Here is a 24,041-nt window from a genome sequence, read left to right as displayed (position 1 = left end):
AATACTATTAATCTATATTTGAACATTTAGCGGGTTGATAAAAAGATCGATCCATGGTTTTGAAATGGAAAATCTCGTATAGAATACGACTGACAAAATAAAGAGAACGATGATTATCACTTTGATCCATTTGGTCAACGAGATTCTTTCAGTATTCTTCTCTAAATGGCAAGCCATGATCGCCGAAAGAAAAGTAACTACAAACGCCCAAACGAGCTCAACAGTCAGTGACTCGACATGTCCGATGATAGCTGGTAACATGTACCATATTACGACTATAAACCAAGGAGCGAGTATCGCTGAAAAAATCCGTGAGTACCAAAAATTTTCTTGTCGAGCTTTCTTTTTGACAAGAAAGTATTCAATTACACTAACTATCAAATACGCCCAGAAACCCATTTTGAGATGTTCAAAAACAGATTCATCTGTACCACAAAATATAATTAATAAAGGCCATTTTAGTACTTCATAACCAAAATGAAGTACAGAAAAAACGATCAAATAGATTATGGCTTTCAATATTATTTTCATTTAAAACACCTCCAATTATATTTTGTACCATTTTCGCCTGATCTGTCAGTTAAGTAATCCCATTCCAAAAATCAAAATACCCACATCGAAAATATACGATCAAAGGCCTTTATGATATTCTCCAAAAAGTTAGCCTCAACAAAGTTCTGTTATAGCGATGAATAGCAAAATACATTGAGTTTTCTACACCAAAGTGTCATCAGAAAGGCAAAAACAAGAAATTGTTACAAACAAAAAATCGTATACTATATAATGGAAGGCGCCAACCAGGATCCTGGGAAAATACCCCATCGTATATTGCCATAGGTCTAATCTTTTATGGCAGAAGATTAAGTTCTGTAAGTTCTTTCCTTTGTGTTTTGAGTTAAACCAAATTGCAGCAAGAATATACAACAAGACCGTTGAAAAACAATAACACAAATCATAAGATCCATCAATGATTTTTCAGATAGATGATAGACATGACAACCTACAAAGCACAACTGTTTGGAATGAAAGTAAAGTTAGCAGCATACGGCATCCAGAATAATCCCAATGGACGAAACTACAAATGTAAAAACTGTGGATTTGAATACCATTGTATGGAATATTCACATCTCCGTGGAAAGCAACCTTAAGGAACTATCAAGAATTCTATCCCCTTTAAAAGAATATATCTATCAAAAAACAGGAGAGATAACTCTCCTGTTTTTTTATTTTGATTTGTCTTTGAAAGGGCAGTTAACTTGACATGAACAAATGTTCAGGTGCTATAATTATCTTCAAGATCTCACAAGGGGGTGTGTAGCATGAAAAAGTTCTTGGTACTTTTCTTCGTAGTGACTGTTGCTTTATGCTTTGGCGCTAAATATGGTGGGACCCTGAGATTTGTGATGGGCGCCGACGCAGCGAGTTTGTTACCTGCCAACCAAACCGACAACATAAGTGCTACTGTCTGTAGGCATGTCTTTGAAGGTCTTGTTGAATTCGATGAAAAACTCAATTTGATGCCTGCCTTGGCTGAAAACTGGGAAGTTTCTGCAGATGGGACTGCCTACACTTTCTACCTGAGAAAAGGCGTTAGATTTCATGACGGCACTGATTTCAATGCCCAAGCAGTTAAGAAGTATTACGATTATGTATTGAACAACAACTTAAGGAGAACGGGTTTGTTCAAGGGAATTATCAAGGAAATCCAAGTGCTGGATGAATACACAGTCAAGTTTGTATTGGAAAAACCATTTTCACCATTTTTGTATCGACTTGCGCACGAAGGTGCACTCATTGCATCGCCAAAGAGTATAGATGAACTTGGCTCTGATCCGGGTAAATTGGGAAGGACTGCCGTTGGAACAGGTCCATTTATGCTCAAAGAATGGAAGATAGGTGAGAGAATAGAGCTTGTGAAAAATCCAAATTATTGGAGACAAGGACAACCTTACCTTGATGGAATAATTTTCACGATAATACCTGAAGACGTCACTCGAGTGAACCAGTTAAGAGCCGGTGATGCAGATGTAATGTTCAACCCACCACCAGCTTTGGTACCGACATTGCAAAAAGACGATAGGCTCGTTGTCAGAGTCGAACCAAGTCTGAGGGTAATCTACATAGGTATGAACACCAGAAAAGCACCACTCAATGATGTACGTGTTAGACAAGCTCTCAATTATGCAATTGATAAGAGCAAACTTTGTTCTGCTATCATGAAAAACCTCGCTATCCCATCGGATTCTCCACTCTCAAGATACACTGTTGGTTATGTATCAACGGGCGGTTATCCACATGATCCACAAAAAGCCAAGCAACTCTTGAAGGAAGCGGGACAAGAAAATCTCAAATTGGAACTGATTACTCCAAAGGGTAGATATTTGAACGACTACGAAGTTGCCATTGCAGTTCAAGGTATGCTCAAAGAAATCGGTGTCACGGTAGATGTCAAGCCAATGGAATGGGCAACATATCTCAGCCGTCTATCGTCGGACAACCCAGACGATTGGAATTATGAGCTGTTCTTGCTTGGTTGGGCTCCATCAACCGGTGAAGGACATTGGGTACTTTACCCACTGTTCCATTCGGACAATATCAAACCAAATGGCACAAGAGACAACAACGCCATGTATAGCAATCCCACCGTTGACGATCTAATCACCAAGATAGGTTTTGAGCTCGATAAGAACAAATTAATGCAATACTATACACAAGTACAGAAATTGATAGTTCAAGATGCCCCGTGGATCTTTTTGTATAACATGGCTAATGTCGTCGCATTTAGAAAAGAACTCAAAGATGTTTGGGTGCTACCAACAGAGTTTGTAATCGTCAAATACGCTTGGTTTGATAAATAATCAATAGGTGTGGCTTTGCCACACCTATTATTTTTGTTCATATTTCCCCCCAATGTTTTTCTTCAATGCAATTTCTTGCCTCTTTAAAAGATGAATTAGCATTTATTTTAAATATACACACACAAACCTCCTTGACACAAGTTCTTGATCATGATAAAATCTCACCCAAATACATCACACAAAGGAGGTGAAAATCGGTGAGAAAGGTCCTATTAATTGCTTTATTGGTTTTTGTAGTCTCTCTTTTCGCGGCAAAGTACGGTGGAACCTTGAGGTTTCTAATTGGAGTGGACGCAACAACATTGCTCGGGCCAAACATTCCAGACTCAATAAGCAACATAGTTGCAAGTCATATTTTGGAAGGTTTAATCGATGTCGACGAAAACCTAAGGATCATACCGTGCCTCGCCGAGCAGTGGGAAATTCAAGAAGGTGGAACCGCCTACGTGTTTTATCTGAGAAAAGGTGTTAAGTTTCACGATGGAGAAGATTTCAACGCCTACGCAGTTAAGAAACATTTTGATTATGTTTTAAATTCATCTCTGAGAAATGTTGGTATGTTCAAAGGTATAGTCAAAGAAGTCCAAGTGCTCAATGATTACACAGTCAAATTTAAACTTTTCCAACCTTATACTCCCATACTGTACCGTTTGGCAACTTCGTCTGCAGCATGGATTCTCTCACCAAAGGCGATCGAAAAGTACGGCAACGATCCGGCTACTTTTGGAAGAAATCCAGTTGGAACCGGACCTTTTATCTTCAAAGAATGGAAGGTGGGCGAAAAAATTGAATTGGTTAAGAACCCAAATTACTGGCAACAAGGTCTGCCTTATCTCGATGGGATAACATTCTCTGTGGTATCAGAAGACGTCTCTCGTGTTACGCAGGTTAGAGCTGCCGATGCAGATATTATGTACAATCCACCTCCTGCCTTGATACCGGCTTTGGAGCAAGACTCACGACTTGTTGTAAAAACCATACCAACAGTGAGAGTTATCTACATAGGCATCAACAGCCGTACAACCCCATTGAATGATGTGAGAGTCAGACAAGCGCTCAATTATGCCATTGACAGGGAAAAACTGTGTAAAGTCATCATGAGGGATATGGCAAGACCATCTGACTCACCTTTGTCAAGTATTACTTATGGCTATGTTTCTACAGGTCTGTACCCATATGACCCCCAAAAGGCTAAACAACTATTGAAAGAAGCTGGGTACAACGGCTTAAAGCTTGAACTCATTACTCCAAAAGGTAGGTATCTGAACGATTATGAAACAGCCGTGGCATTGCAAGGAATGTTCAAAGAAATAGGAGTCACACTTGATGTCAAACCTATGGAGTGGGGAACTTATGTGGCAAAGATACTCTCAAATAAACCAGAGGACTGGGATTATCAATTGTTCCTGCTTGGTTGGGCTCCCGGTACCGCCGAAGGTCATTGGGTACTATTTCCTCTTTTCCATTCGATAAACCAAATGGGTAATCCACAGGGTACCGCGAGGTATAACAACTTCTTCTACAGCAACCCCAAGGTCGATGAACTCATAGATAAAATCGGTACAGAACTCGACGAAAAGCGATTGATGGATTATTACGCTCAAGCGCAAAAGATGATTCTTCAGGACGCTCCAGCATTATTTTTGTATGAAATGAAAATTGCCACAGTCATGCGAAAAGAAGTCAAAGATCTAAAGATATATCCTACTGAACGCTTTAACATGACGTATACTTGGATTGATAAGTAAGTTTTATGGGGTGTGTCGACACACCCCATGGTTTGTGGGGTGTTGTGAGTGATCAAATTCATTTCAAGGAGATTATTACTTCTAATCCCAGTGATAATTGGAGTTTCAATCATATCATTTTCAATAATGCACATGATACCAGGTGATCCTGCGCGCATAATTGCAGGTGAAGGCGCAACAAAACAAGATATAGAAGCGATACGCTCAAAATATGGGCTGGATAAACCTCTGATCGAACAGTATTTTAGATTCATGAAAGGGATTCTCACAAATGATCTCAGATCGATCAAAACCGAGAGACCTATCTTGAAAGAAATCTCCCCAAGATTTCTCAACACTGTCCAACTTGCTATGGTCAGTATACTGATTTCTTCGATCATAGGTATATCTCTTGGCATAATTTCCGCTGTGAAAAGAAATACTTGGGTCGATAATTTTGCTATGTTTTTCTCTTTAATAGGTGTTTCTATGCCAATTTTTTGGTTGGGAATTCTTCTGATCATTATTTTTGCAGTGATACTAAGCTGGTTGCCATCGGGTGGCAAAGGTGGTATCGAACACATAATCCTTCCTGCCATTACACTCGGTCTTGCGACATCAGCCATAATAGCGAGGATGACGCGTGCAAGCATGCTTGAAGTTCTCAGTCAAGATTATGTGAGAACAGCCAAAGCCTTTGGATTACCAAAGAGAAAAGTTGTATACAAATACGTTTTGAGAAATGCCTTGATTCCCATTGTAACAGTTATTGGATTGCAATTTGGCTATCTCCTTGGTGGAGCTGTGTTAACCGAGAGTGTATTCGGCTGGCCTGGGCTTGGAAGATACGTTGTGGACTCCATTTTCAATCGTGATTACATAGCCGTTCAAGTTGGAATAATGGTGATAGCCATGTCTTTCGTCTTAGTAAATCTGGTTGTAGATATTTTCTATGCGTTGATTGATCCAAGACTAAGGCGGGGTTAGATATGCCAAAAAAGAGTTCAACGACGATCATATTTAAACGAATAAGTAAAAACAAAGGTGCATTGATTGGTATGTTCATAGTGATTGCGATTGTGGTAATTGCTCTCACAGCCCCTTTAATTGCACCATATGATCCATACAAACAGGATCTACTCTCGAGTCTTGAGGGACCATCAAAAAATCATATCTTTGGTACCGACATCTTCGGAAGGGATGTTTTGAGCAGGGTTATCTATGGTGCAAGGACATCTGTATCCATTTCTTTTTTAGCTGTGATCATCGCAATTCTCATGGGTATAATAGCTGGAACAATTGCAGGTTACTTTGGTGGTGTTGTTGACGAAATTCTGATGAGGTTTTTGGATATACTAATGGCATTTCCGGACATATTATTGGCTATAGCGATTGTTGCAGCTTTGGGTCCCGGCAAATCAAACTTGATCATAGCCATTGCCATCTATTCATTTCCACAGTTCGCAAGAGTAATGAGAGCATCTGTTTTGACAATCAAAAATAATGAATACATCGAAGCAGCCAAAGCCATTGGTGAATCACACATATCTGTAATTGTCAGATATGTTGTGCCAAATGCATTAGCGCCAATAATAGTTCAAGCCACTCTCAGGATGGCTACAGCGATATTGACAATATCTGGCTTGAGTTTTCTTGGATTAGGGGTTAAGCCTCCAGAAGCAGAATGGGGAACAGATCTTGCAATGGCAAGAGTTTATTTAGAGATAGCACCTCACTTGGGTATATTCCCTGGCATTGCACTGTTTTTGACTGTGATGGGTTCCAATCTTTTCGGGGATGGTCTCAATGATGCCTTAAACCCAAGATTGAAGGATAGGTGAAATGAGAATATGGAAGATTTATTGAAAATAGAAAACCTGCGACTTTATTTTGATACTGAAGAAGGTACCGTAAAGGCTATAGAAGATGTCAATATAACAGTTGGAAAAGGTGAAATAGTCGGTATAGTTGGTGAAACAGGAAGTGGCAAATCTATTACAGCAATGAGTATACTCAAGTTGATACCGACACCACCTGCAAGGTATCTCAATGGAAAAATTTGGTTCGAAGGTCAAGAGATAAGTAAATTTTCAGAAGATGAGATGACCAGTATTCGTGGTAAAAAGATATCGATGATCTTTCAGGAGCCTATGACTTCGCTCAATCCTACATTTACAATTGGTGAGCAGATCTGTGATGTTATTATGACCCACACAGGTATCAGTAAACAAGAAGCGATTTCAAAGGCTATAGAGACATTCAAACTTGTGAGAATGCAAGACCCTGAGTCTCTTTTGACTAAGTACCCACATCAATTATCTGGAGGCATGAGACAAAGAGTGATGATCGCTATGGCACTGGTATGTAATCCGAAGTTATTGATTGCCGATGAAGCGACAACTGCACTCGATGTTACGATTCAAGCCCAGATTTTGAGTTTGTTGAAAAGAATGAACCAAGAGCTTGGTCTGAGTGTTTTGATCATCACACATAATTTCGGCGTTGTGGCACAGATCTGTGATAAGGTCGCAGTAATGTATGCAGGATATGTCATTGAATTTGCTGAAGTTAAAGAGATATTTCAAAGACCTCTACATCCATATACACGAGGTCTCTTAAATGCCATACCACCTGTTGATAGTAAAATAGAAAAACTCAGAGTAATCGAGGGTAGTGTACCAAATTTGATAGATCCTCCAAGTGGTTGCCGCTTTCATCCTCGTTGCGAAAGGTTCATAAAAGATCTATGTGATAAGAAAGTTCCAGAGCTTGTTGGTTCAAATCATAAAGTCGCTTGCTTCAATCCTTATAACGGTGGTGACCAAAGTTGGAAATCCTGAAAGTGAGAAAACTCGTGAAAACTTTCTGGGTTAAAAAAGGATTTTTTGGCAAACACTTCGTTATTAAACCTCTAAATGAAGTTTCGTTTGATTTGAATGAGGGTGAAACATTAGGTGTCGTTGGTGAGTCTGGTTGTGGCAAGACAACTCTGGGGCGAACCGTGATAAGATTGCAGCAACCCGATGGTGGTGAAATAAATTTCGATGGAATCAATATAACAAATATACCAGAAAAGGAATTCCGTCACTTTCGGCGTAATATGCAAATAGTCTTTCAAGATCCATTTTCTTCATTAAATCCGCGCATGACTGTTTACGATATCCTCGCACGACCGATACGAATCCACCAGAAATTTCCAAGATCCGAGGAAAGATCATTAATCATGAGCACTCTGGAAAGCGTCGGCTTAAAATCTGAGCATGTTGGTAGATTTCCGCATGAATTCTCAGGTGGACAGAGACAGAGAATAGCAATAGCTCGCGCTATAATAACAAAACCAAAATTCATTGTCCTTGATGAGCCAACATCGGCTCTCGATGTCTCAGTTCAAGCACAGATAATGAACCTACTGAAAAAGTTGAAACAAGAACTGAAACTCACCTATATGTTCATATCTCATGATCTGTCTGTGATTAAATTCTTGAGCGATAGAATAGCAGTTATGTACCTTGGACAGATAGTTGAGATGGGGAAAACAGATTCAGTAGTCACCGATATGCTTCATCCATATACACAGTTGTTATTTAGCTCTATACCCATACCAGATCCAACAAGAAAGATGAAGCTCATTATGGATGTAAGTGAGATCCCATCTTTAATTAACCTACCGGCAGGATGTCCATTTTTCGATCGCTGTCAATTCAGAATGATCGAATGTAAAGACACACGACCTGCCTTAATTGAAGTGAAGAAAGACCATCTTGTTGCCTGTTTCTTATACCACAACTCTGTTTATCAATAAACTGTATTTTGCGTTCAATCGTGAATTATTTTATCTGTGATTCAGAGAATCATAAGCCACTTTCATTCTTTCCATTATCTGCTCGAGAGTTTTTCTCGAGCATGCAATATTTAACCTCACTGAATTTGGGTCTCCAAAATCTGCGCCGTTGTTGAGATAAACTCTTGCGTTCTGCAAGAAAAACTTTTGGGGATTTTCTAATCTCAATTTGGAACAGTCCAACCACATCAGAAAAGTTCCTTCCGGAAGTGTCATATCTATCAAAGGCATGTTCTTTTTCACAAAATCATATACATAATCTCTGTTTGACTGTAGAAAATCTATCAACTCAGTTAGCCATTGTTCTCCTTGAGAATAGGCTGCACAAAGGGCAGTTATGCCGAATATGTTCCCTGTCGTCAATTCGAGTTTCTCAATGGCTTTGTTGTAAAAAGTTCTCAGCTCCTTGTCTGGTATTATTCCATATGAATTTGTCAAACCAGGTACATTGAAGGTCTTCCCCGGAGAGTTGAGCACAATAACATTTCTTTGGGCAACCTTGAGCAATGAAGTAAATTCATTGGGCTTGTAAATTATATCGGCATGAATTTCATCGCTGATGATTATCAAACCGTATTTCAAAGCGATGGAATAAAGTCTTTCAAGTTCTTGATAAGTCCATACTCTACCAACAGGATTGTGAGGATTCGATATGATCATCAATTTTGTCTTTTCATCGATCACTTTCTCTAAGTTCTCAAAATCCATTTGGTAAGAATTTTGTGTTCTTCTGAGCCTGTTCTCGACAATCGTTCTTTCGTTTTTCTCAATAGCCGCAAAAAACGGCGGATAAACAGGTGGCTGAATTATGACTTTATCACCTGGTTGTGTGAGTGTGTTGACCAAGATCGCAATCATTGGGACAACACCAGGACCATCGACAATCCACTCTGAATTGATTTTGCAGTTATGTCGCTTTTCATACCATTTCACTATCGCTTCGTAATAATTTTTGGAACGAAAGGTGTATCCAAAAACCCCATGTTCGATTCTTTTGACAAATGCCTCAAGTATCTTAGGAGCAGTTTTGAAATCCATGTCTGCTATCCAAGCTGGAATCACATCTTCACCATATTTGTTGATGATAGAATCATACTTCACACAATCTGTGTTCTTTCTATCGATACAATCCAAGATATCCTCACACCTTTCGATGAGATCAAATCTCTCTTCTGACATTTTATCAAAGAAACACTTGCTGTAGCAAATTATGTTATTATAGGCTCTAAAAAACAATAATGAATAGATTTGAATGATATGATGCTCTCATTTATTTTTTCTATAAATATTGTTGACAGCAGCAAAATAATATGATATAACATGTTATGACAAGTGGGGGATGATATGAAAAACAAACCCATGTACATGATCGTAAAAGAATATATCCTCTCGAGAATCAAAAAAGGTGAACTTTCCCCAGAAGATCGCATACCATCGGAGAAAGAATTGATGGATTTGTTCCAAGTCAGTAGAATTACGGTTAGAAAGGCTATAGATGAACTGGCTATTGAAGGTTATATTTACAGGCTCCAAGGAATCGGTACTTTTGTACAAAAACCACCACAAAAGGCACAAATAGTCTCCTCAAAATTAGTCGGAGTCTTTCTAACAACTGCTTCTGATATACTTAGCGTTGGAATTTTAAGAGGTTTAGAGGAATATTTATCCACGATTGGTTTCCACCCGGTAGTTCAATTTTCTGACAATGATGAAAATTCAGAAAAAGAGAAACTCGATAGATTACTTCAACTTCAAGTGGCAGGATTCATAATCCTTCCACATCTTTGTTCACTTTCAGATCAGACGCTTTTGGATCTGGTGAAGCAGAAAAAACCTGTGGTCTTTGTCGACAGAACAATCGAAGGTTTGGGATACCACAGTGTTCAATCTGATAATCAAAAAGGAGCTTATGATATAGCAAGGCATCTTTTAGAGATACATCATTACAAGAATATAGCTTTTGTTTCTTGGGAGAGCACAAAGGTAAGCAGCGTTAGAGAGAGATTTCACGGTGCCAAAAAGGCCTGTGATGAATTTGGGGGAACTATTCAACTCGTTCAAATAGAAAAGCCTCAAATAAAAGAACTACATCTGCTTACCAAAAAATTCGATGCGATATTTGCCTGCACGGATTTGCTCGCAGTTGAAATCATCTCACATTTACAGTCATACAACATAAGAATACCAGAAGATATAGCAGTCGTTGGCTTTGATGACAGACCATTCAGCGAGTTTATCCAACCGAAACTCACAACTGTGAGACAGTATCCTGAGAAGATTGGTGAAAAGGCAGCCGCTGTTCTTATCTCCTTACTGGCATGGAACAATGTCGACGAACAGGTACATTATGTCCCAACAAAGCTCGTTGTTAGAAATTCTTGTGGATGTAAATAAAACTTCATAGGGGGAGGTGTTTTTGTGAAAAGGTGGATCTGTTTACTAATTGTCCTTTTATTGGCTATTTTTGTAGTTGCTGAAAAAATATCGATCATCGCAAATGCCATTAAAGGTGGAAAGAACACACAAGTTGTTGAGTGGTTCGAGAAATTCCTTCCAGATATTGAAAAAGAACTGGGTATTCAAGTTGAACTAATTCAAACTGGTATCAAGGACGAAGACTTCAAAGCCAGAATTGTGCTTGATATCAAAGGTGGCGGAGGAGCAGACATACTTTGGATTGATGGTTTCTGGGTACCTGAATTCGCTGAAGCTGGGTATCTCAGGCCTATCGATGACATTTTGGAAACAGTCCCTGCCTGGAAATACTACTATGATTCGATGAAAGCCATGGGGAGCTACAAAGGAAAGACTTATCTTGTACCGGCTTCTACAGATGTGAGAATGATTTACTACAACAAAGAACTCTTCAAAAAGGCTGGGATACCACTTCCATGGCAACCAAAGAATTGGGAAGATATTATCAAAACAGCAAGAATCATCAAAGAAAAATTACCTGGTGTAATACCACTACAAATCAACGCAGGTACGGAAATGGGTGAAGCAACAACCATGCAGGGGTTTTTCATGGTCTTACTTGGAGCTGGTGGAAATCTCTATGATTGGGAGACTGGAAAGTGGATTGTAAATAGCAGCGCATTAAGAGACACTCTGAATTTCTACAAACAGATTTATGTCGATGAAAAATTAGGCGATGCAGAACTTCAGGTATCACCTGGTGCTCGAGAAAAGACATTTGATTTGTTCAGACAGGAAAAGATTGCAATGTATGTTGAAGGAACTTGGATGTATACATCTGTTCTAAACCCAAATAACCCATCTTGGGGCTTTCCAGACAGAGATGAGAGAATTGGCTGGGCTGCAATGCCTGGGAGAGGCAAACCTGGCGATCCAGAATTTGTTTCCATCTCCGGTGGAACAGGCTTTGCCGTAAATCCAAATACCAAAAATCCAAAACTTGTAGCGGAAGTCTTGAAAAGAATCCTTTATGTCGAACCACAACTCAGTTATTTTACGCTTAAACCATTCGTCTCTCCAAGATCTGATCTTGCAGACTCATGTTGGACTGTCAACAAAGATAGATTCATAGCCGAAACAAGTAGAGTACTGGTGAAATACACCACCTTCAGACCTGCATTTCCAGTTTATCCGGAGATCTCATTCCAAGCACAATTATTAACCGAAAGAGTCGTTACAAAACAAATGACCGTTGAACAAGCTCTTAAAGAATTTGCAACCGAAGTCACACACATAGTCGGAAAACAAAACGTTATTGAGAAACCATGAACAAAAGGGGGCGTTTTGCCCCCTCTTCTTGGGCGGTGAGTATTTTGCAAAAAAAGTATTTAATAGGCAAAAAAGCCGTTGTGTTGCTGTTAATTCCTGCTTTGATTCTTATATCGGTCTTTCTCATCTTTCCAGCTATTTGGGTTTTGAAGCTAGGTATGACGAATGAAACACTCACAGGTATTAAGGCAAGAGAGCCTGATTTTGTGGGTTTCGAAAATTTTTCAAGGGTTTTTTCTGATCGTTTTTTCTACAACGCTTTGAAGATAAGTCTTCTGTTTGTCTTTGGTTCCGCAATAGTTGGTCAAGCAGGACTTGGGATGATTCTGGCGTTACTCACTTATAGAAGAAGCCGCAGGTTAAAGACTATTGTTCAGTCCATCGTGATACTCGCATGGATCATCCCGGAAGTAGTCGTTGCATATCTTTGGATCGCATTCTTGGACAAAGATTTTGGAACACTAAATGTGACATTGTCTTGGCTTGGTTTTGAGAAAATCAACTGGTTTTACAACCATCCCATTTTGACTATTGTCTTATTCAATACTTGGAGAGGAACTGCTTATTCCATGTTGTTGTTTTCTGCGGCTCTTGAGACAATTCCACCTTCTTATCTTGAGACCGCCGACATAATAGGAACAACATCTTGGAGAAAATTCAAAGACATAGTTTTACCAAACATAAAGGGTTATATCTTCACTGATTTTATTCTAATAACACTTTGGACTTTCAATGTTTTCACGCCTTATCTTTTAACGGGAGGAGGACCTTCATTCAAAACAGAACTTCTACCAATCTATATATATAGGAATGCATTCAAATATTTCAAGATAGGCTATGGATCAGCAATATCAACAATTGTTTTGCTTATAAATCTTCTTTTGGCAATCTTTTACATAACACTGTCACGGAGGAAAAAAACATGAAGGACCCCAGAAGAATGAGTAAAATCACGAATTATATAATACTTACACCTATATTGGCTTTTTTCGTTGCGCCCATCTTATGGTTGTTAGTGACACCATTTAGCTCGAGGCCATCATTGTTCATATCGATCTCAACTCCAACATTGAATAATTTTGTAAGAGTCTTTCATAACAAGACAGCGATCAATGCATTCAAGAACAGTCTGATCATTTCCGTGGGTGTGGTATTACTCGTCACTGTATGTGCACTTTTTGCAGCTTATGTTCTCTCGAGGCATTATTTTAAAGGCAGAGATGTCTTGTTGTATGTTTTGGTTCTTTTTTCGAGCATAGTCACTGGTGTAGCAGCAATGGTTCCAATATTCATGCTGAATCTAAGACTTGGTTTGATAAACAAGGAGCTCGGAGTTATTCTGACAATCGCAGGTGGTATGTTACCAACGTCGATATTCATCCTGAGAGATTTTTTCGACTCGATCCCGAGGACCTTTGAAGAAGCAGCACTTGTCGATGGAAGCTCACCCTTACAAGTCATGTTTAAAATCTTTTTACCACTCTCAAGCAAGGGAATAATTGTAGTAGCTATGCTTGTTTTTGCTCAATCTTGGAGTAATTTTCTAATTCCTTTTGTTTTATTAAGGTCACATACAAAATACCCGGTTTCCATAGCTATATATACATTTTTCACCGAAGTTGGTGTACCCGATATAGGTATGATATCCGCATACGCATTACTTTACACAACACCAGTCATAGTTATGTACTTTATCGTTGAGCGAAAATTCGGTTTCTCATTCTACGGCGGCATCAAAGGTTGAAGGAGGTTGTACCGTGCCCTGGGTAGAATTCACAAATGTTGTCAAAAGATTCTCCAATATCATGGCAGTCAACAATGTGAGTTTTTCTATAGAAAAACATGATTTTTTCACACTACTTGGGCCTTCGGGCTGTGGCAAAACAACTACGTTAAGGCTTATAGCAGGACTTGAATTACCAGATGAAGGAAGAATCTTCATAGCAAATCAGGATGTCACATATAAACTCCCGAAAGAAAGAAACGTTGCAATGGTGTTTCAGAATTACGCTCTTTATCCTCATATGACTGTGAAAGAAAATATTTCATACCCACTCGTTGTGAGAAAGATTCACAAGCAGGAAATAGAAAAAAGAGTCAATTTTGTAGCTGAAAGCCTTCAAATAAACCAACTACTTGACAGATATCCACAGCAAATAAGCGGTGGCCAGCAGCAAAGAGTTGCCTTAGCGCGGGCAATGATACAAACCCCGAGTGTATTTCTGCTCGATGAACCTTTATCCAATTTGGATGCAAAACTCAGACTCGAGGCAAGAAGTTTTCTGAAGCACTTGCATATGGAACTTGGTACGGCTGTGGTCTATGTCACACACGATCAAGCAGAAGCAATGGCGCTATCAACAAAAATTGCCGTTATGGACAGTGGAATCATCAAACAAATAGGAACTCCAAAACAAATTTATGATCAACCTGTAGACACCTTTGTTGCTTCGTTCATAGGAAACCCACCAATGAATATTATTCCCTGTAGGATCTCAGATGGATATTGTTATATTGGAGAGCAAAGATTTCAACTACAAATACCTCTGGCAAAGACATATCAGGATGTTTATCTGGGGATAAGGCCAGAGAATATCCAAATAGATCGCACAAAAGGAGATCTCTGCGCACAAATCTTTGTGATAGAACCGCTTGGAGTTGAAACAATAATTACGCTGAATATCGATAATTACCAAATCAAATGTCTTGTCTTTGAAGATGTCCCATACACGGCGGGTGATAAAATTTGGATTAAGCTCAAAAGAGACAAAATACACATATTCGAAAAAAGCGGTAAAAGAATACAAGGAAGTGAACAAATTGATAATTATTGAGGGAAAATTAAGCACAGAAGACTCAAAAAAATTATCGTTCAAGGAATTTGATGTTCCGCAAGATACAAGTGCTTTGAAGATTGAATTTGAATATGCCCCAACCTCAATCGGGCTCATTCAGAACCACGTAAACCTGCTTATCTATGACTCTATGGGTAGGTTCATGGGAAGATATGACCGGGGAACAAAGCAGTTTACAATTGCAGAACACGCAAGCGTCGCTGCGCAGAGGACTCTGCCACTGCCAGGGAGATGGAAAATTTGTTTTGAAAATCATTATCTTTTCACAGATGTGAATTATAAACTAATCATTGAGTTTGAAAACAACTCGAAATACAGAACCTATATTGGAGAGCTTCACACTCATACAGTTCACAGCGATGGTACTTTTACCGTGAAAGAACTCGCAGATTACCTGAAAGAACTTGGATTTGACTTTTTCTTCCTGACCGATCATAGTAACGTGACTGGCTGGAGAGAAATATCAACCATCAAAGATATAGTTTGTTTTCAGGGACAAGAATTGAATACCTTTAATGGACATGGACTTGTTTTGGGATGTAATACGTTCATAGATTGGAAAAATCTCGATGGACAAGAGAAAGAGATAACTCAGGTAATGAATGAAGTGCATCAACAATATGGATTAATGGGTGTTGCCCATCCATTTGCGTTAGGGGATCCTCTATGCGTTGGCTGTAAATGGATGTATGATTTTGATCCATTTAAGACAGATTTTGTAGAAGTTTGGAACGCAGATTTGAGTAGAACTGAACTGAATTTTGAAGCTATTGGAAAATGGATAGAAAATCTCAGGAAAGGCAGAAGAATCACAGCTACTGCTGGTAGAGATTTGCACAAGAAATCTGAAATTGATTGGCTAAAAACAGTTGTTTTTGCGAGAGAACTAAGCCTTTCAGAAGTATTATTCGCGATCAAAAATGGTAAGGTGATCTTAAGCTATACAGATGATGTTTCTTTTACAGTTGAGGATAAAACAAGTGGAGAAACGGTCATTGCGAAAGATAAAGTAAAGATCAAAGCCTCATTTGGTCAACTTGGTCAGAAAAATGTGATCGTGATCACCAAGAAGACTGCAAAGAAACTTGGTGAAATCGGTGAATTAGAAATGAAAATCGATATGGAACCAGATGACTTTGCTTTACTAATCGTTCTTGGAAAAGATAACCTCCCACTTGTCATTACAAATCCAGTTTTTGTAAAGAGAGGTGACTGATTTTGAAAAAGGCTTTTGTAGTGACTCACACACATTGGGATAGAGAATGGTACACAACTTTTGAAATTTTCAGAGAAAGATTGACACTCTTACTCGAGAAACTCACTGATCATATGAAAAAAGATGATTCGTTCAAGCATTTCCACTTAGACGGGCAAACGATTGTACTCGAAGATTCCGAAGAAACTATGGGTATAAGACAGGATTTTCTCGATCTAATAAGAAATGGCAAGATCAGCGTTGGTCCATGGTATGTACTGCCAGATGAGTTTCTCGTAGCTTCAGAATCTTGGGTTAGAAACTATCTCTACAGCGAGAAAATTGCCGAAAGATACGGTGTGAAACTTTCAAACATTGCCTATCTGCCAGATATGTTTGGGCATAACGCATATATGCCAACAGTAGTTAAAGGACTTGGATTGAGGTGGGCTGTCATATGGCGCGGCGTTGATAAACTCGAAGATGCAACATTTATTTGGTCAACACCTTTTGGTGATCAAGTAGATGCAATTTATCTCATTCACAGTTATTCGAATGCAGCACACTTTGGCATCAATGAGCAAGCACTGAAAAGAAAATTGATCGAAGAATCAGAGAAACTTTCAAACATATCCTCGCACAATCCACCGCTTTTAATGAATGGGACAGATCATGAGATTCCTTATTTCAATATAGGTAAAATTCTTGAGGAAATCTCTACAAACGAAATTAAATTCGTTCATGCTGGATTTGAGCAATACGTCGCAGAACTTGAAAGACCTCGATCTCATATTACTGGAGAATTGAGATCGCCAAGAATCGTTCCGGTATTGAAGGACGTGACTTCGACAAGAATCTGGGAAAAGATATTGCATTACCAAGCTGAGAAATTCTACATTCATTATTTGGAACCGATTCTTGCCATCTCGAGAATAACAGGTAATCCAACTCCAGTTAATTCTATCTGGTACGGGTGGAAACAAATTCTACAGTGTCAACCACACGACAGTATCTGTGGATGTAGTATTGACGCTGTACACAAAGTCATACAAGTAAGACTGAAGAATGCGATAGACCATGGGAGGGCTTTATTTGCAAAAACTTTTCTTGAAATTGTCGATAAACGCGTTGATGATATGGGTATCACACTCTTTAACCCACTTGAAAGCAATTTCCAAGGCGTTGTTGAAGTTTGTGCAAAATTGGAAGAGGGTGAATATAAATTCATCGATGAAGATGGAAATGAAATAGAAACGGTCATAATAGAATCTGCAGAAGATTTACAAAATGATATGAGTACACTAATAAGATTTTTCGAAAGTAATACTACAAAAGCTATTGAGAATGACCAGAGAAAAACATACAGATGCTTTCTGAACGTTTCAGCACCAAGTCTTTCTTTCAAAACTATCAACATAGTTCGTTCGAAAGGAAAAAATGGATCTTTCGATCAGCCTCATCGGGTAAACGAAAATGGAACTTTAACATTGAAATGCAAAGAAAGAACTTTTGAAAATCTGTGCTATCTTGAAGATGTAGAAGATATCGGTGATGAGTACAATTACAGCTGGGTATCAAAAGAGATTTTCAATTCACTTAAAACCAATGCCACTATCAATAATTGCATTGATTCATCTTTTATGAAGAAGATAGTTGTCACAAATACTATGCAAATACCAGAATCAATAGCCATAAACAGAAAAAAACGTTCAGAGAAATTGGTAGATTTACCATTTGAAATCGAATATACATTTTACAGAGACACACCAAGAATAGATGTGAAAATCCAGTTCATTAATTACGTAAAAGATCACAGATTATCCATTGTCTTTCCATTCAAAAATCTTTCAAAACTCATCACCGATGGATATTTTGGCCCTGTAGAACATACAATAGAAAATTTTGATGAGGATTATTCAAAATGGGCAGAATTGCCAGATAACAATTTTGCAATGTACTGGTTTGCGACGCTTCCCGAGATTGGCGTGACGATCTCAACAAAAGGACTCAGGGAGGTGCGGGTCGATCACGATGGTTTAAAGATAACCTTGCTCAGATGTGTAGAGTGGCTTTCAAGAAACGATCTTGTCACAAGACCAGATCATGCCGGTCCTGGTATTAGAACACCTGAAGCTCAGGGAATTGGCGAACATGTTGCCGAGTTTTCGATTATCCTCCATGACAAATGGAATATCGAAGATGTCTATAGAAGTGTTAGAAATTATCAAATACCACCTATAGCAGTCCAGGGAAAGTTTGAAAAGCTTCCAAAGATAGAACTGGAGATAGAAAGAGGTTTCTTGAATACTCTCAAACCTTCTGAAAATGGTGAAGGTGTGATAATTCGAGCTTTCGACCCACAAGGAAATGAGCCAAAGATCAAATATCGATCTAAGGAGATAATCGAGGTTAATCTCGCCGAAAAGCCAATTAAACCAGAGGAAAAACTCAAAAATGTTCGAAGTTGGTTGATAAAAATATGATATAATGATTTTGGCAATGGGGTCTGCCATACTTGCCCATAGAGGCTGATGACTCCTACTCGAAAGAGTAGGAGTTTTTTTCTTTTCGAGGTGAGAGATTTGAAACCAAGAGATTTTGTGGAAATCAAGATTATCGATATCATGTCTGAGAAAGATCAATCTTGTCCTATTTGCAAATTGATCAATGAAAGCATGGAAAAACTCATAGACACTATCTTGTATGAGCTCGTCAATGACCCTCAAGTCAGATCGAACTTGAGAACCATGGGATTGTGTAGAAAACACGTAGAAATTATCGAGAGATACCTCCATCATCATCCTGAACTTGGACTGTTAGGTATAGCGATTATATACGAAGACATACTCGACCACAAATTGAAAACCATAAAACAAAATGAATCAGATATATACTCGTGTAGCTGCTATTTGTGCAATCATGAGTCTCAACTCGAGGAAGTTTACACAAGTTCCTTTGGTAAAATCCTCAGTGAAACTGATGGTATGATACTCTTTTCACAAAGCGATTCAGTTTTTTGTCTATATCATTTCGGCAAGATATACAGATTATTGAATGATACTACAAAAGATCGTTTTAAGGAAATTCAGACTGAGAAATTGAACTATCTGAAAGATCAACTGTCAATATTCATCAAAAAACACGATTATCGAAACAAGGAATCTATTGGCAAAGAGGCAACTGCGTACAGATCAGTTGGTAAATTGATATCACAGCCAACGAATTTGGATAACAGGAGGAATCACAAATGGCAATTCTGGAGAATTTCGCGAGAAAGATAATCGAGAACGTCTCAAAGGTGATCGTTGGAAAAGAGACCGTCGTGGAAAAAATATTAGCCTCTATGCTCAGTGACGGACATGTACTTTTGAACGATGTTCCTGGTGTTGGTAAGACTATGCTCGCAAGGGCTCTATCTGTTTCCGTAGGTTTGAATTTCAACAGAGTCCAATGCACACCAGACTTGTTACCATCTGATATAACGGGATTGAATATCTTGGACGTCAGACACAACGAATTTGTTTTCAAAAAAGGTCCTATTTTCACCGATATCCTTCTTGCAGATGAGATAAATAGGGCAACTCCACGAACACAGTCGGCATTGCTTCAAGCTATGGCAGAGAGACAAGTTACAGTTGACGGAACCACCTATTCATTGAGTAAGCACTTTTTTGTAATAGCAACGCAAAATCCTGTGGAATTCGAAGGAACCTTTCCTTTACCTGAAGCACAACTCGATAGATTTTCCATCTGCGTGTCACTCGGCTATCTTGGTAGAGATGACGAGATGAGAATGCTTCGCAAACTCGAGAAAATTCATCCTATAGATTCACTGAAACCTGTTTGTGATATACAAGAACTCGATGAAGCCAAACAAAATGTCAAACAGATTTACATTGACGACTCCATATTGGATTACATAATAAGAATTGTTTCAAGAACCAGAGAACACGAGGACATAGCCCTTGGTGCAAGTCCAAGGGGTGCTATCGCTCTTATGGAAATCTCAAGATCTCTGGCTGGTTTGAGGGGTAGAGATTATGTCTTGCCAGATGACGTCAAAGAGATAGTGATAGATGTACTGGCACACAGGATAATCTTAAAACCTGAAGCAAGACTCATGAGAAAAACCAAGCAAGAAATACTCAACTATATTCTTCAAACAGAGGAGGCACCGATAAAGAGTGAAACTTAAACTACAAAAAATCTCTTCTTCGAGTGGCATACTCTCTTTGTTCACAACTTTGTCTGCGCTTTGGCTTTTGGCAAATTTCAATGGTTTTTCGGTAATTTTGTGTATTTGCTGTGGTTTCTTATGGTTCAATTATTTCTCGACAAAACAAAAGATAGGCAACCTTGATATTGAAAGGTGGGCTAACAGAACACGATCTTTCACAAATGAAGATGTGATAATTCACCATAGGCTCTGTTGTTCCTCGGGAAATATGAACATAAATATCCTGTCACAGATAAAAGTCGCCGGTCTTTTGACCTATAACCTTTTAGATCAACCTGTACATTTACAAAAATCACAACCAATTATCTTGCAAGCCAAGACAACTTTCTCAACCAGAGGCAAAAAGGTTCTCACCGATCTTGTCGTTGTTTACGAACATCCGCTCGGATTTTTCAAGCACTGGGCTCATTACTCTGCTGAACAACAGATACTCGTCTTACCGAAAATAATGTACCTGGAATCCTTTCCATCACGACTCAGAGAACTCCTCCCAGGGATCAGATCAGACTTCAAATTACTCGAAGATACAACACAGATAAAAGGTGTTAGAGAATACTCCAACGAACCTTTGAATAAGATCCATTGGAAGATATCAGCCAAATTGGGTGAACTGTATGTCAAAGAACTCGATTTCACTGCCGTCAGTAATACCATAATTTATCTGGATCTGAATCTATCAAAAGATATTTTCGCAAAGAATGTCTGGGCACAGATAAGGAAAAATTACGAAGAAGAAGCAGTACTTGCAACATCATCAATTATTTATTGGTTGACACAACAAGGGAATTTCATAGACATCGTTGTTGTAGCAAGAGAGGTCTTGAGAAGAAACTACGGCTCTACTTCCGATTGGGTAAACGCAGTAGAACTTCTCGCGATGGCAGAGGGCGATGAAAATGGACCACAACTCGCCGATGAATTAGCCAAAGATCTATATGTTCTGAATCCATCAAATACTTTGGTGATAATATCCATGTACCTAACTGACTCATTGCTCCCATTATTGATTAATGCAAGGGCAAAGGTTTCTCGAGTGATTGTACTTTTAATCCCGTATGGATTTAGAGACCCGAGATATAAACCGACAAGAACATATGAAATGTATCCATTGGACATGCAAAGATTAAATGAAAGGGCAAGATTACTCGAAAAAGAGCAGATAATTATCAGGATAGTTAAACCAAGTCAAACATTGCAGGAGGTATTCGATGAAATTCAAGGCTTTTGAAAAACTGCTAACTGTTGCCTTACTCGTATTGATGGGCTTTTATCTGTTCAGTTCATTACCGATCTGGGCAACTCTGGTACTCGCTGGTCTGATGGTGTTTTCATTTATTCTTTTGGTCTCGGATCTGGGTTGTTCAATGATCTTCATCTTTCCTGCTATCTTAATCATTAACTTCGTATTGGCTGGCATTATCAAAATAGAATTTTTCACCTCCGTGATGTTCACTCTTGTAGCAACGGCGCTCATTATGATATTCGTTTCAAGTGGACTGTCTTCTGTATTTTCTTTGATCTTTCTTGGTGTGTACCTAAGCTTGGCAAAGCCACATGGAACGGTTGCCGATCTTTTATTTTTTGGGTTCCTGCTGGGAACATGGTATTTGAACAAGTCAAAACTTTTAAACCTCAAAATCGCCTTAGTATACATACTATCAATCCTAATAGTTGCCACAGTCTTTTCGCGAATCGATTTTGTTCCACTCAAACCAATCTTGTCGTTGATCCCCGCACATCAAGAACAACAAACCCAAAAGGAGCAACAAGAGGAACAGGTCATTCTAATGCAGCCATCTGAAAGATCCCAGAACTCAAAAAAGAGTTTTTTGACGGATTTCATAGACAAGATATGGTTTCCAGCGGTACTCATTCTCTTTGGATCATTACTGTTTACCTTTTCTATTAGCAATTTTGGCGTAAGAGGAACACTAAAATTACTCATGCTTGGAATACTGACCTTTACAATTGCCATATGCTCTTTGTCGCTCTTTTTCAGATTCATCAAGCCATCTGAGAATACCATTCAAGAAACTTTTCAATACGAGGAAAAAACAGGACAAAGTCAGCAATTTTATCAACCGTCGAGTACAGCTACGATTGTAATCGAGAACTCACAAACAAAGCAATCAAAGATGAACGTAACACTGATACTCGATATTATAAGTATGTTGGCTCTTTTATTGATGATTATCACTCTGATTTATTCATTACTCAAAGGCTTGCGATTAAAAACATACCATGAACAAAATGCAGAAGGAAATATACCGAAAGATATCGAACTCTATCCCATTGAGGTTATTCCTGAATATGAACCGAGCGAGAAATTCATCCTTGGTGCTTATTGGTGGTTGAGAAGAAAATACTTCGCCCAATATCATCACTTAACACCAATTGAAATACTCAAAATTGCTGAAAATCAAGAAAATCTTTCTGTTGCAACAGATGTGTATGTAAGATTGAGATACGCGCGAAAAAATCTATCTGAACAGGAAATGAAATTGTTTTACGAGAACATGATCGCTTTTGTTCAAGAAAGGCAAAGCAAGATCGATCAATCTGAGGACAAAACTGTGTCAAATATCGATGTTAAAGAACTTTCTGACAAAAAGACCTATGAAAAATGAAACTGCCGCCACCCCTATACTTATTGAAAACATTTCCAAGAAATTTCTCCTAAAACTCTGGTCTTTCACAACAGACACAAAAAAGGTAAAGATGAAAATCACAAAGATCGCATTTATAACCGTCAAAGATAGCGCAACGAATGGATTATTGAACAAAAGATAAGGAAATGTTAAAAATAAAACGGTGAATATATAGGCAACTCCCGTATATAAAGCAGATTTGAGTGGTTTTTTCTCGCCACCTTCTGATTTTCTGGACAGATAATCAGATGCAGCCATAGAAAGGGCAGCTGCTATACCAGTGATTATTCCAGAAAGAGCTACGATCGATGTCTTTTGTATCGCCAAAGTCAAACCAGCAAGTGCTCCGGTCAGTTCAACAAGCGCGTCGTTCAATCCAAGGACCATCGAGCCTATATAATCGAGTTTCTCTTCGTCTATCAATTTAAGTAACTCCTCTTCATGATCCTTTTCATCGCTGATTAATTCTCTAAACAGATTTTCTTGAGCCGATGAATAATTCTTTTGGGCTTTTTCCTCTCCTCTTTCCATTAATTTCAATGCGAAAGTCAACCCAAGAATTCTTGCAAGGACAACATACCAAAAGACCTTGAACCAATTTGGCTTCACATCAACCTTAGTCAATGAACGAATCCTTTCGTAGTGTGAGAGCTCTTCTTGAGATATCCTGCTTAAGATCTTTGAATTCTCAGATTTATCATGCTTGGCAAGTATTTTATAAACAACGTGTTCGGTGATTTCATTTCTTTGAAATTCAGTTAGCACATTCTTTCCTCCTTTTTACAATAGTATATCTTAGAAAAAGAGAGCAAACAAGAGATCTAAAAAGATTTTTCCTAATAAAATCCAACATACGAGATCTTTCGGCGTATTTTCAACGTTCATCGAATTTTTCCGAATTTGACATTGACGATAAGAAATCATTACACTATCTGT

Annotated in this window: 21 protein-coding genes and 1 riboswitch; of the genes, 18 read left to right on the top strand and 3 right to left on the bottom strand. The window is 38.6% G+C overall.

All coding sequences use genetic code 11. The annotated features are described in order from the left end of the window. Positions 1–12 precede the first annotated feature (12 nt). Positions 13–531 (bottom strand): DUF6512 family protein, encoded by a 519-nt coding sequence (locus TSP02S_RS03030; RefSeq protein WP_332370263.1) that lies wholly within the window; start codon positions 529–531, stop codon positions 13–15. Between the two features lie 452 nt (positions 532–983). Between TSP02S_RS03030 and TSP02S_RS11015 the strand changes: the two genes are divergently transcribed. From TSP02S_RS11015 to TSP02S_RS03000, 7 genes are all read left to right on the top strand, one after another. Further along, positions 984–1,148, top strand: coding sequence for a hypothetical protein (locus tag TSP02S_RS11015; protein WP_171816308.1), 165 nt, complete (start codon positions 984–986; stop codon positions 1,146–1,148). 171 nt (positions 1,149–1,319) lie between these two features. Beyond that, positions 1,320–2,858, top strand: coding sequence for a glutathione ABC transporter substrate-binding protein (locus tag TSP02S_RS03025; RefSeq protein ID WP_052465288.1), 1,539 nt, complete (start codon positions 1,320–1,322; stop codon positions 2,856–2,858). A 197-nt stretch (positions 2,859–3,055) separates the two neighbouring features. Further along, positions 3,056–4,606, top strand: a complete 1,551-nt coding sequence (locus TSP02S_RS03020; RefSeq protein WP_041081768.1) for a glutathione ABC transporter substrate-binding protein — start codon at positions 3,056–3,058, stop codon at positions 4,604–4,606. Positions 4,607–4,654: 48 nt separating this feature from the next. Then, positions 4,655–5,572 (top strand): ABC transporter permease, encoded by a 918-nt coding sequence (locus TSP02S_RS03015; RefSeq protein WP_041081767.1) that lies wholly within the window; start codon positions 4,655–4,657, stop codon positions 5,570–5,572. Between the two features lie 2 nt (positions 5,573–5,574). Beyond that, entirely contained in the window at positions 5,575–6,426 is an 852-nt protein-coding gene (locus TSP02S_RS03010) for an ABC transporter permease (RefSeq protein WP_041081765.1), read from the top strand. Positions 6,427–6,435: 9 nt separating this feature from the next. After that, positions 6,436–7,425 (top strand): ABC transporter ATP-binding protein, encoded by a 990-nt coding sequence (locus tag TSP02S_RS03005; protein WP_041081764.1) that lies wholly within the window; start codon positions 6,436–6,438, stop codon positions 7,423–7,425. Continuing rightward, a complete protein-coding gene (locus tag TSP02S_RS03000) occupies positions 7,413–8,387 on the top strand; it encodes an ABC transporter ATP-binding protein (protein WP_041081762.1) in 975 nt (324 codons plus the stop codon). The genes TSP02S_RS03005 and TSP02S_RS03000 overlap by 13 nt, the downstream gene beginning before the upstream one ends. Positions 8,388–8,417: 30 nt before the next feature. Here the strand turns inward: TSP02S_RS03000 and TSP02S_RS02995 are convergent, their stop codons facing one another. Continuing rightward, positions 8,418–9,605, bottom strand: a complete 1,188-nt coding sequence (locus TSP02S_RS02995) for a MalY/PatB family protein (RefSeq protein ID WP_052465287.1) — start codon at positions 9,603–9,605, stop codon at positions 8,418–8,420. A gap of 165 nt (positions 9,606–9,770) precedes the next feature. Here TSP02S_RS02995 and TSP02S_RS02990 point away from each other — a divergent pair, with 165 nt between their 5' ends. The 11 genes from TSP02S_RS02990 (at position 9,771) to TSP02S_RS02940 (ending at position 23,084) form a co-directional block, all read left to right on the top strand. Continuing rightward, positions 9,771–10,820, top strand: coding sequence for a GntR family transcriptional regulator (locus tag TSP02S_RS02990; RefSeq protein ID WP_041081760.1), 1,050 nt, complete (start codon positions 9,771–9,773; stop codon positions 10,818–10,820). 24 nt (positions 10,821–10,844) lie between these two features. After that, entirely contained in the window at positions 10,845–12,170 is a 1,326-nt protein-coding gene (locus TSP02S_RS02985) for an extracellular solute-binding protein (RefSeq protein WP_171816307.1), read from the top strand. A 44-nt stretch (positions 12,171–12,214) separates the two neighbouring features. Further along, on the top strand, positions 12,215–13,096 hold the full coding sequence (locus TSP02S_RS02980) for a carbohydrate ABC transporter permease (RefSeq protein ID WP_041084052.1): 882 nt from the start codon (positions 12,215–12,217) through the stop codon (positions 13,094–13,096). After that, the gene (locus TSP02S_RS02975; RefSeq protein WP_041081758.1) at positions 13,093–13,914 is read left to right on the top strand and encodes a carbohydrate ABC transporter permease; all 822 of its coding nucleotides are present in this window, start codon (positions 13,093–13,095) and stop codon (positions 13,912–13,914) included. Before TSP02S_RS02980 ends, TSP02S_RS02975 begins: the two co-directional genes overlap by 4 nt. A gap of 13 nt (positions 13,915–13,927) precedes the next feature. After that, on the top strand, positions 13,928–15,004 hold the full coding sequence (locus TSP02S_RS02970; RefSeq protein WP_041081756.1) for an ABC transporter ATP-binding protein: 1,077 nt from the start codon (positions 13,928–13,930) through the stop codon (positions 15,002–15,004). After that, positions 14,991–16,241: a CehA/McbA family metallohydrolase gene (locus TSP02S_RS10690; RefSeq protein WP_052465285.1), complete on the top strand. Its 1,251-nt coding sequence runs from the start codon at positions 14,991–14,993 to the stop codon at positions 16,239–16,241. The genes TSP02S_RS02970 and TSP02S_RS10690 overlap by 14 nt, the downstream gene beginning before the upstream one ends. 2 nt (positions 16,242–16,243) lie before the next feature. Continuing rightward, complete coding sequence (locus tag TSP02S_RS02960; protein WP_041081754.1) at positions 16,244–18,703, top strand: glycoside hydrolase family 38 N-terminal domain-containing protein; 2,460 nt, start codon at positions 16,244–16,246, stop codon at positions 18,701–18,703. A 3-nt stretch (positions 18,704–18,706) separates the two neighbouring features. Next, a riboswitch (Fluoride riboswitch) is annotated at positions 18,707–18,768 on the top strand. 25 nt (positions 18,769–18,793) lie between these two features. Beyond that, positions 18,794–19,501: a DUF6062 family protein gene (locus tag TSP02S_RS02955; RefSeq protein WP_171816306.1), complete on the top strand. Its 708-nt coding sequence runs from the start codon at positions 18,794–18,796 to the stop codon at positions 19,499–19,501. Continuing rightward, entirely contained in the window at positions 19,468–20,415 is a 948-nt protein-coding gene (locus TSP02S_RS02950; protein WP_041081750.1) for an AAA family ATPase, read from the top strand. The genes TSP02S_RS02955 and TSP02S_RS02950 overlap by 34 nt, the downstream gene beginning before the upstream one ends. Next, complete coding sequence (locus TSP02S_RS02945) at positions 20,405–21,685, top strand: DUF58 domain-containing protein (protein WP_041081748.1); 1,281 nt, start codon at positions 20,405–20,407, stop codon at positions 21,683–21,685. The genes TSP02S_RS02950 and TSP02S_RS02945 overlap by 11 nt, the downstream gene beginning before the upstream one ends. Continuing rightward, positions 21,666–23,084, top strand: a complete 1,419-nt coding sequence (locus tag TSP02S_RS02940) for a hypothetical protein (RefSeq protein WP_041081746.1) — start codon at positions 21,666–21,668, stop codon at positions 23,082–23,084. Before TSP02S_RS02945 ends, TSP02S_RS02940 begins: the two co-directional genes overlap by 20 nt. Here the strand turns inward: TSP02S_RS02940 and TSP02S_RS02935 are convergent. Further along, a complete protein-coding gene (locus TSP02S_RS02935; protein WP_041081743.1) occupies positions 23,034–23,870 on the bottom strand; it encodes a VIT1/CCC1 transporter family protein in 837 nt (278 codons plus the stop codon). The two genes, TSP02S_RS02940 and TSP02S_RS02935, sit on opposite strands and share 51 nt — an antisense overlap. Positions 23,871–24,041 lie beyond the last annotated feature (171 nt).

Source organism: Thermotoga profunda AZM34c06 (genome assembly GCF_000828675.1).
Lineage (GTDB): Bacteria > Thermotogota > Thermotogae > Thermotogales > DSM-5069 > Pseudothermotoga_B > Pseudothermotoga_B profunda.
Note: the sequence above shows the minus strand (reverse complement) of the source record. Positions and strands in the feature narration are given on the sequence as shown.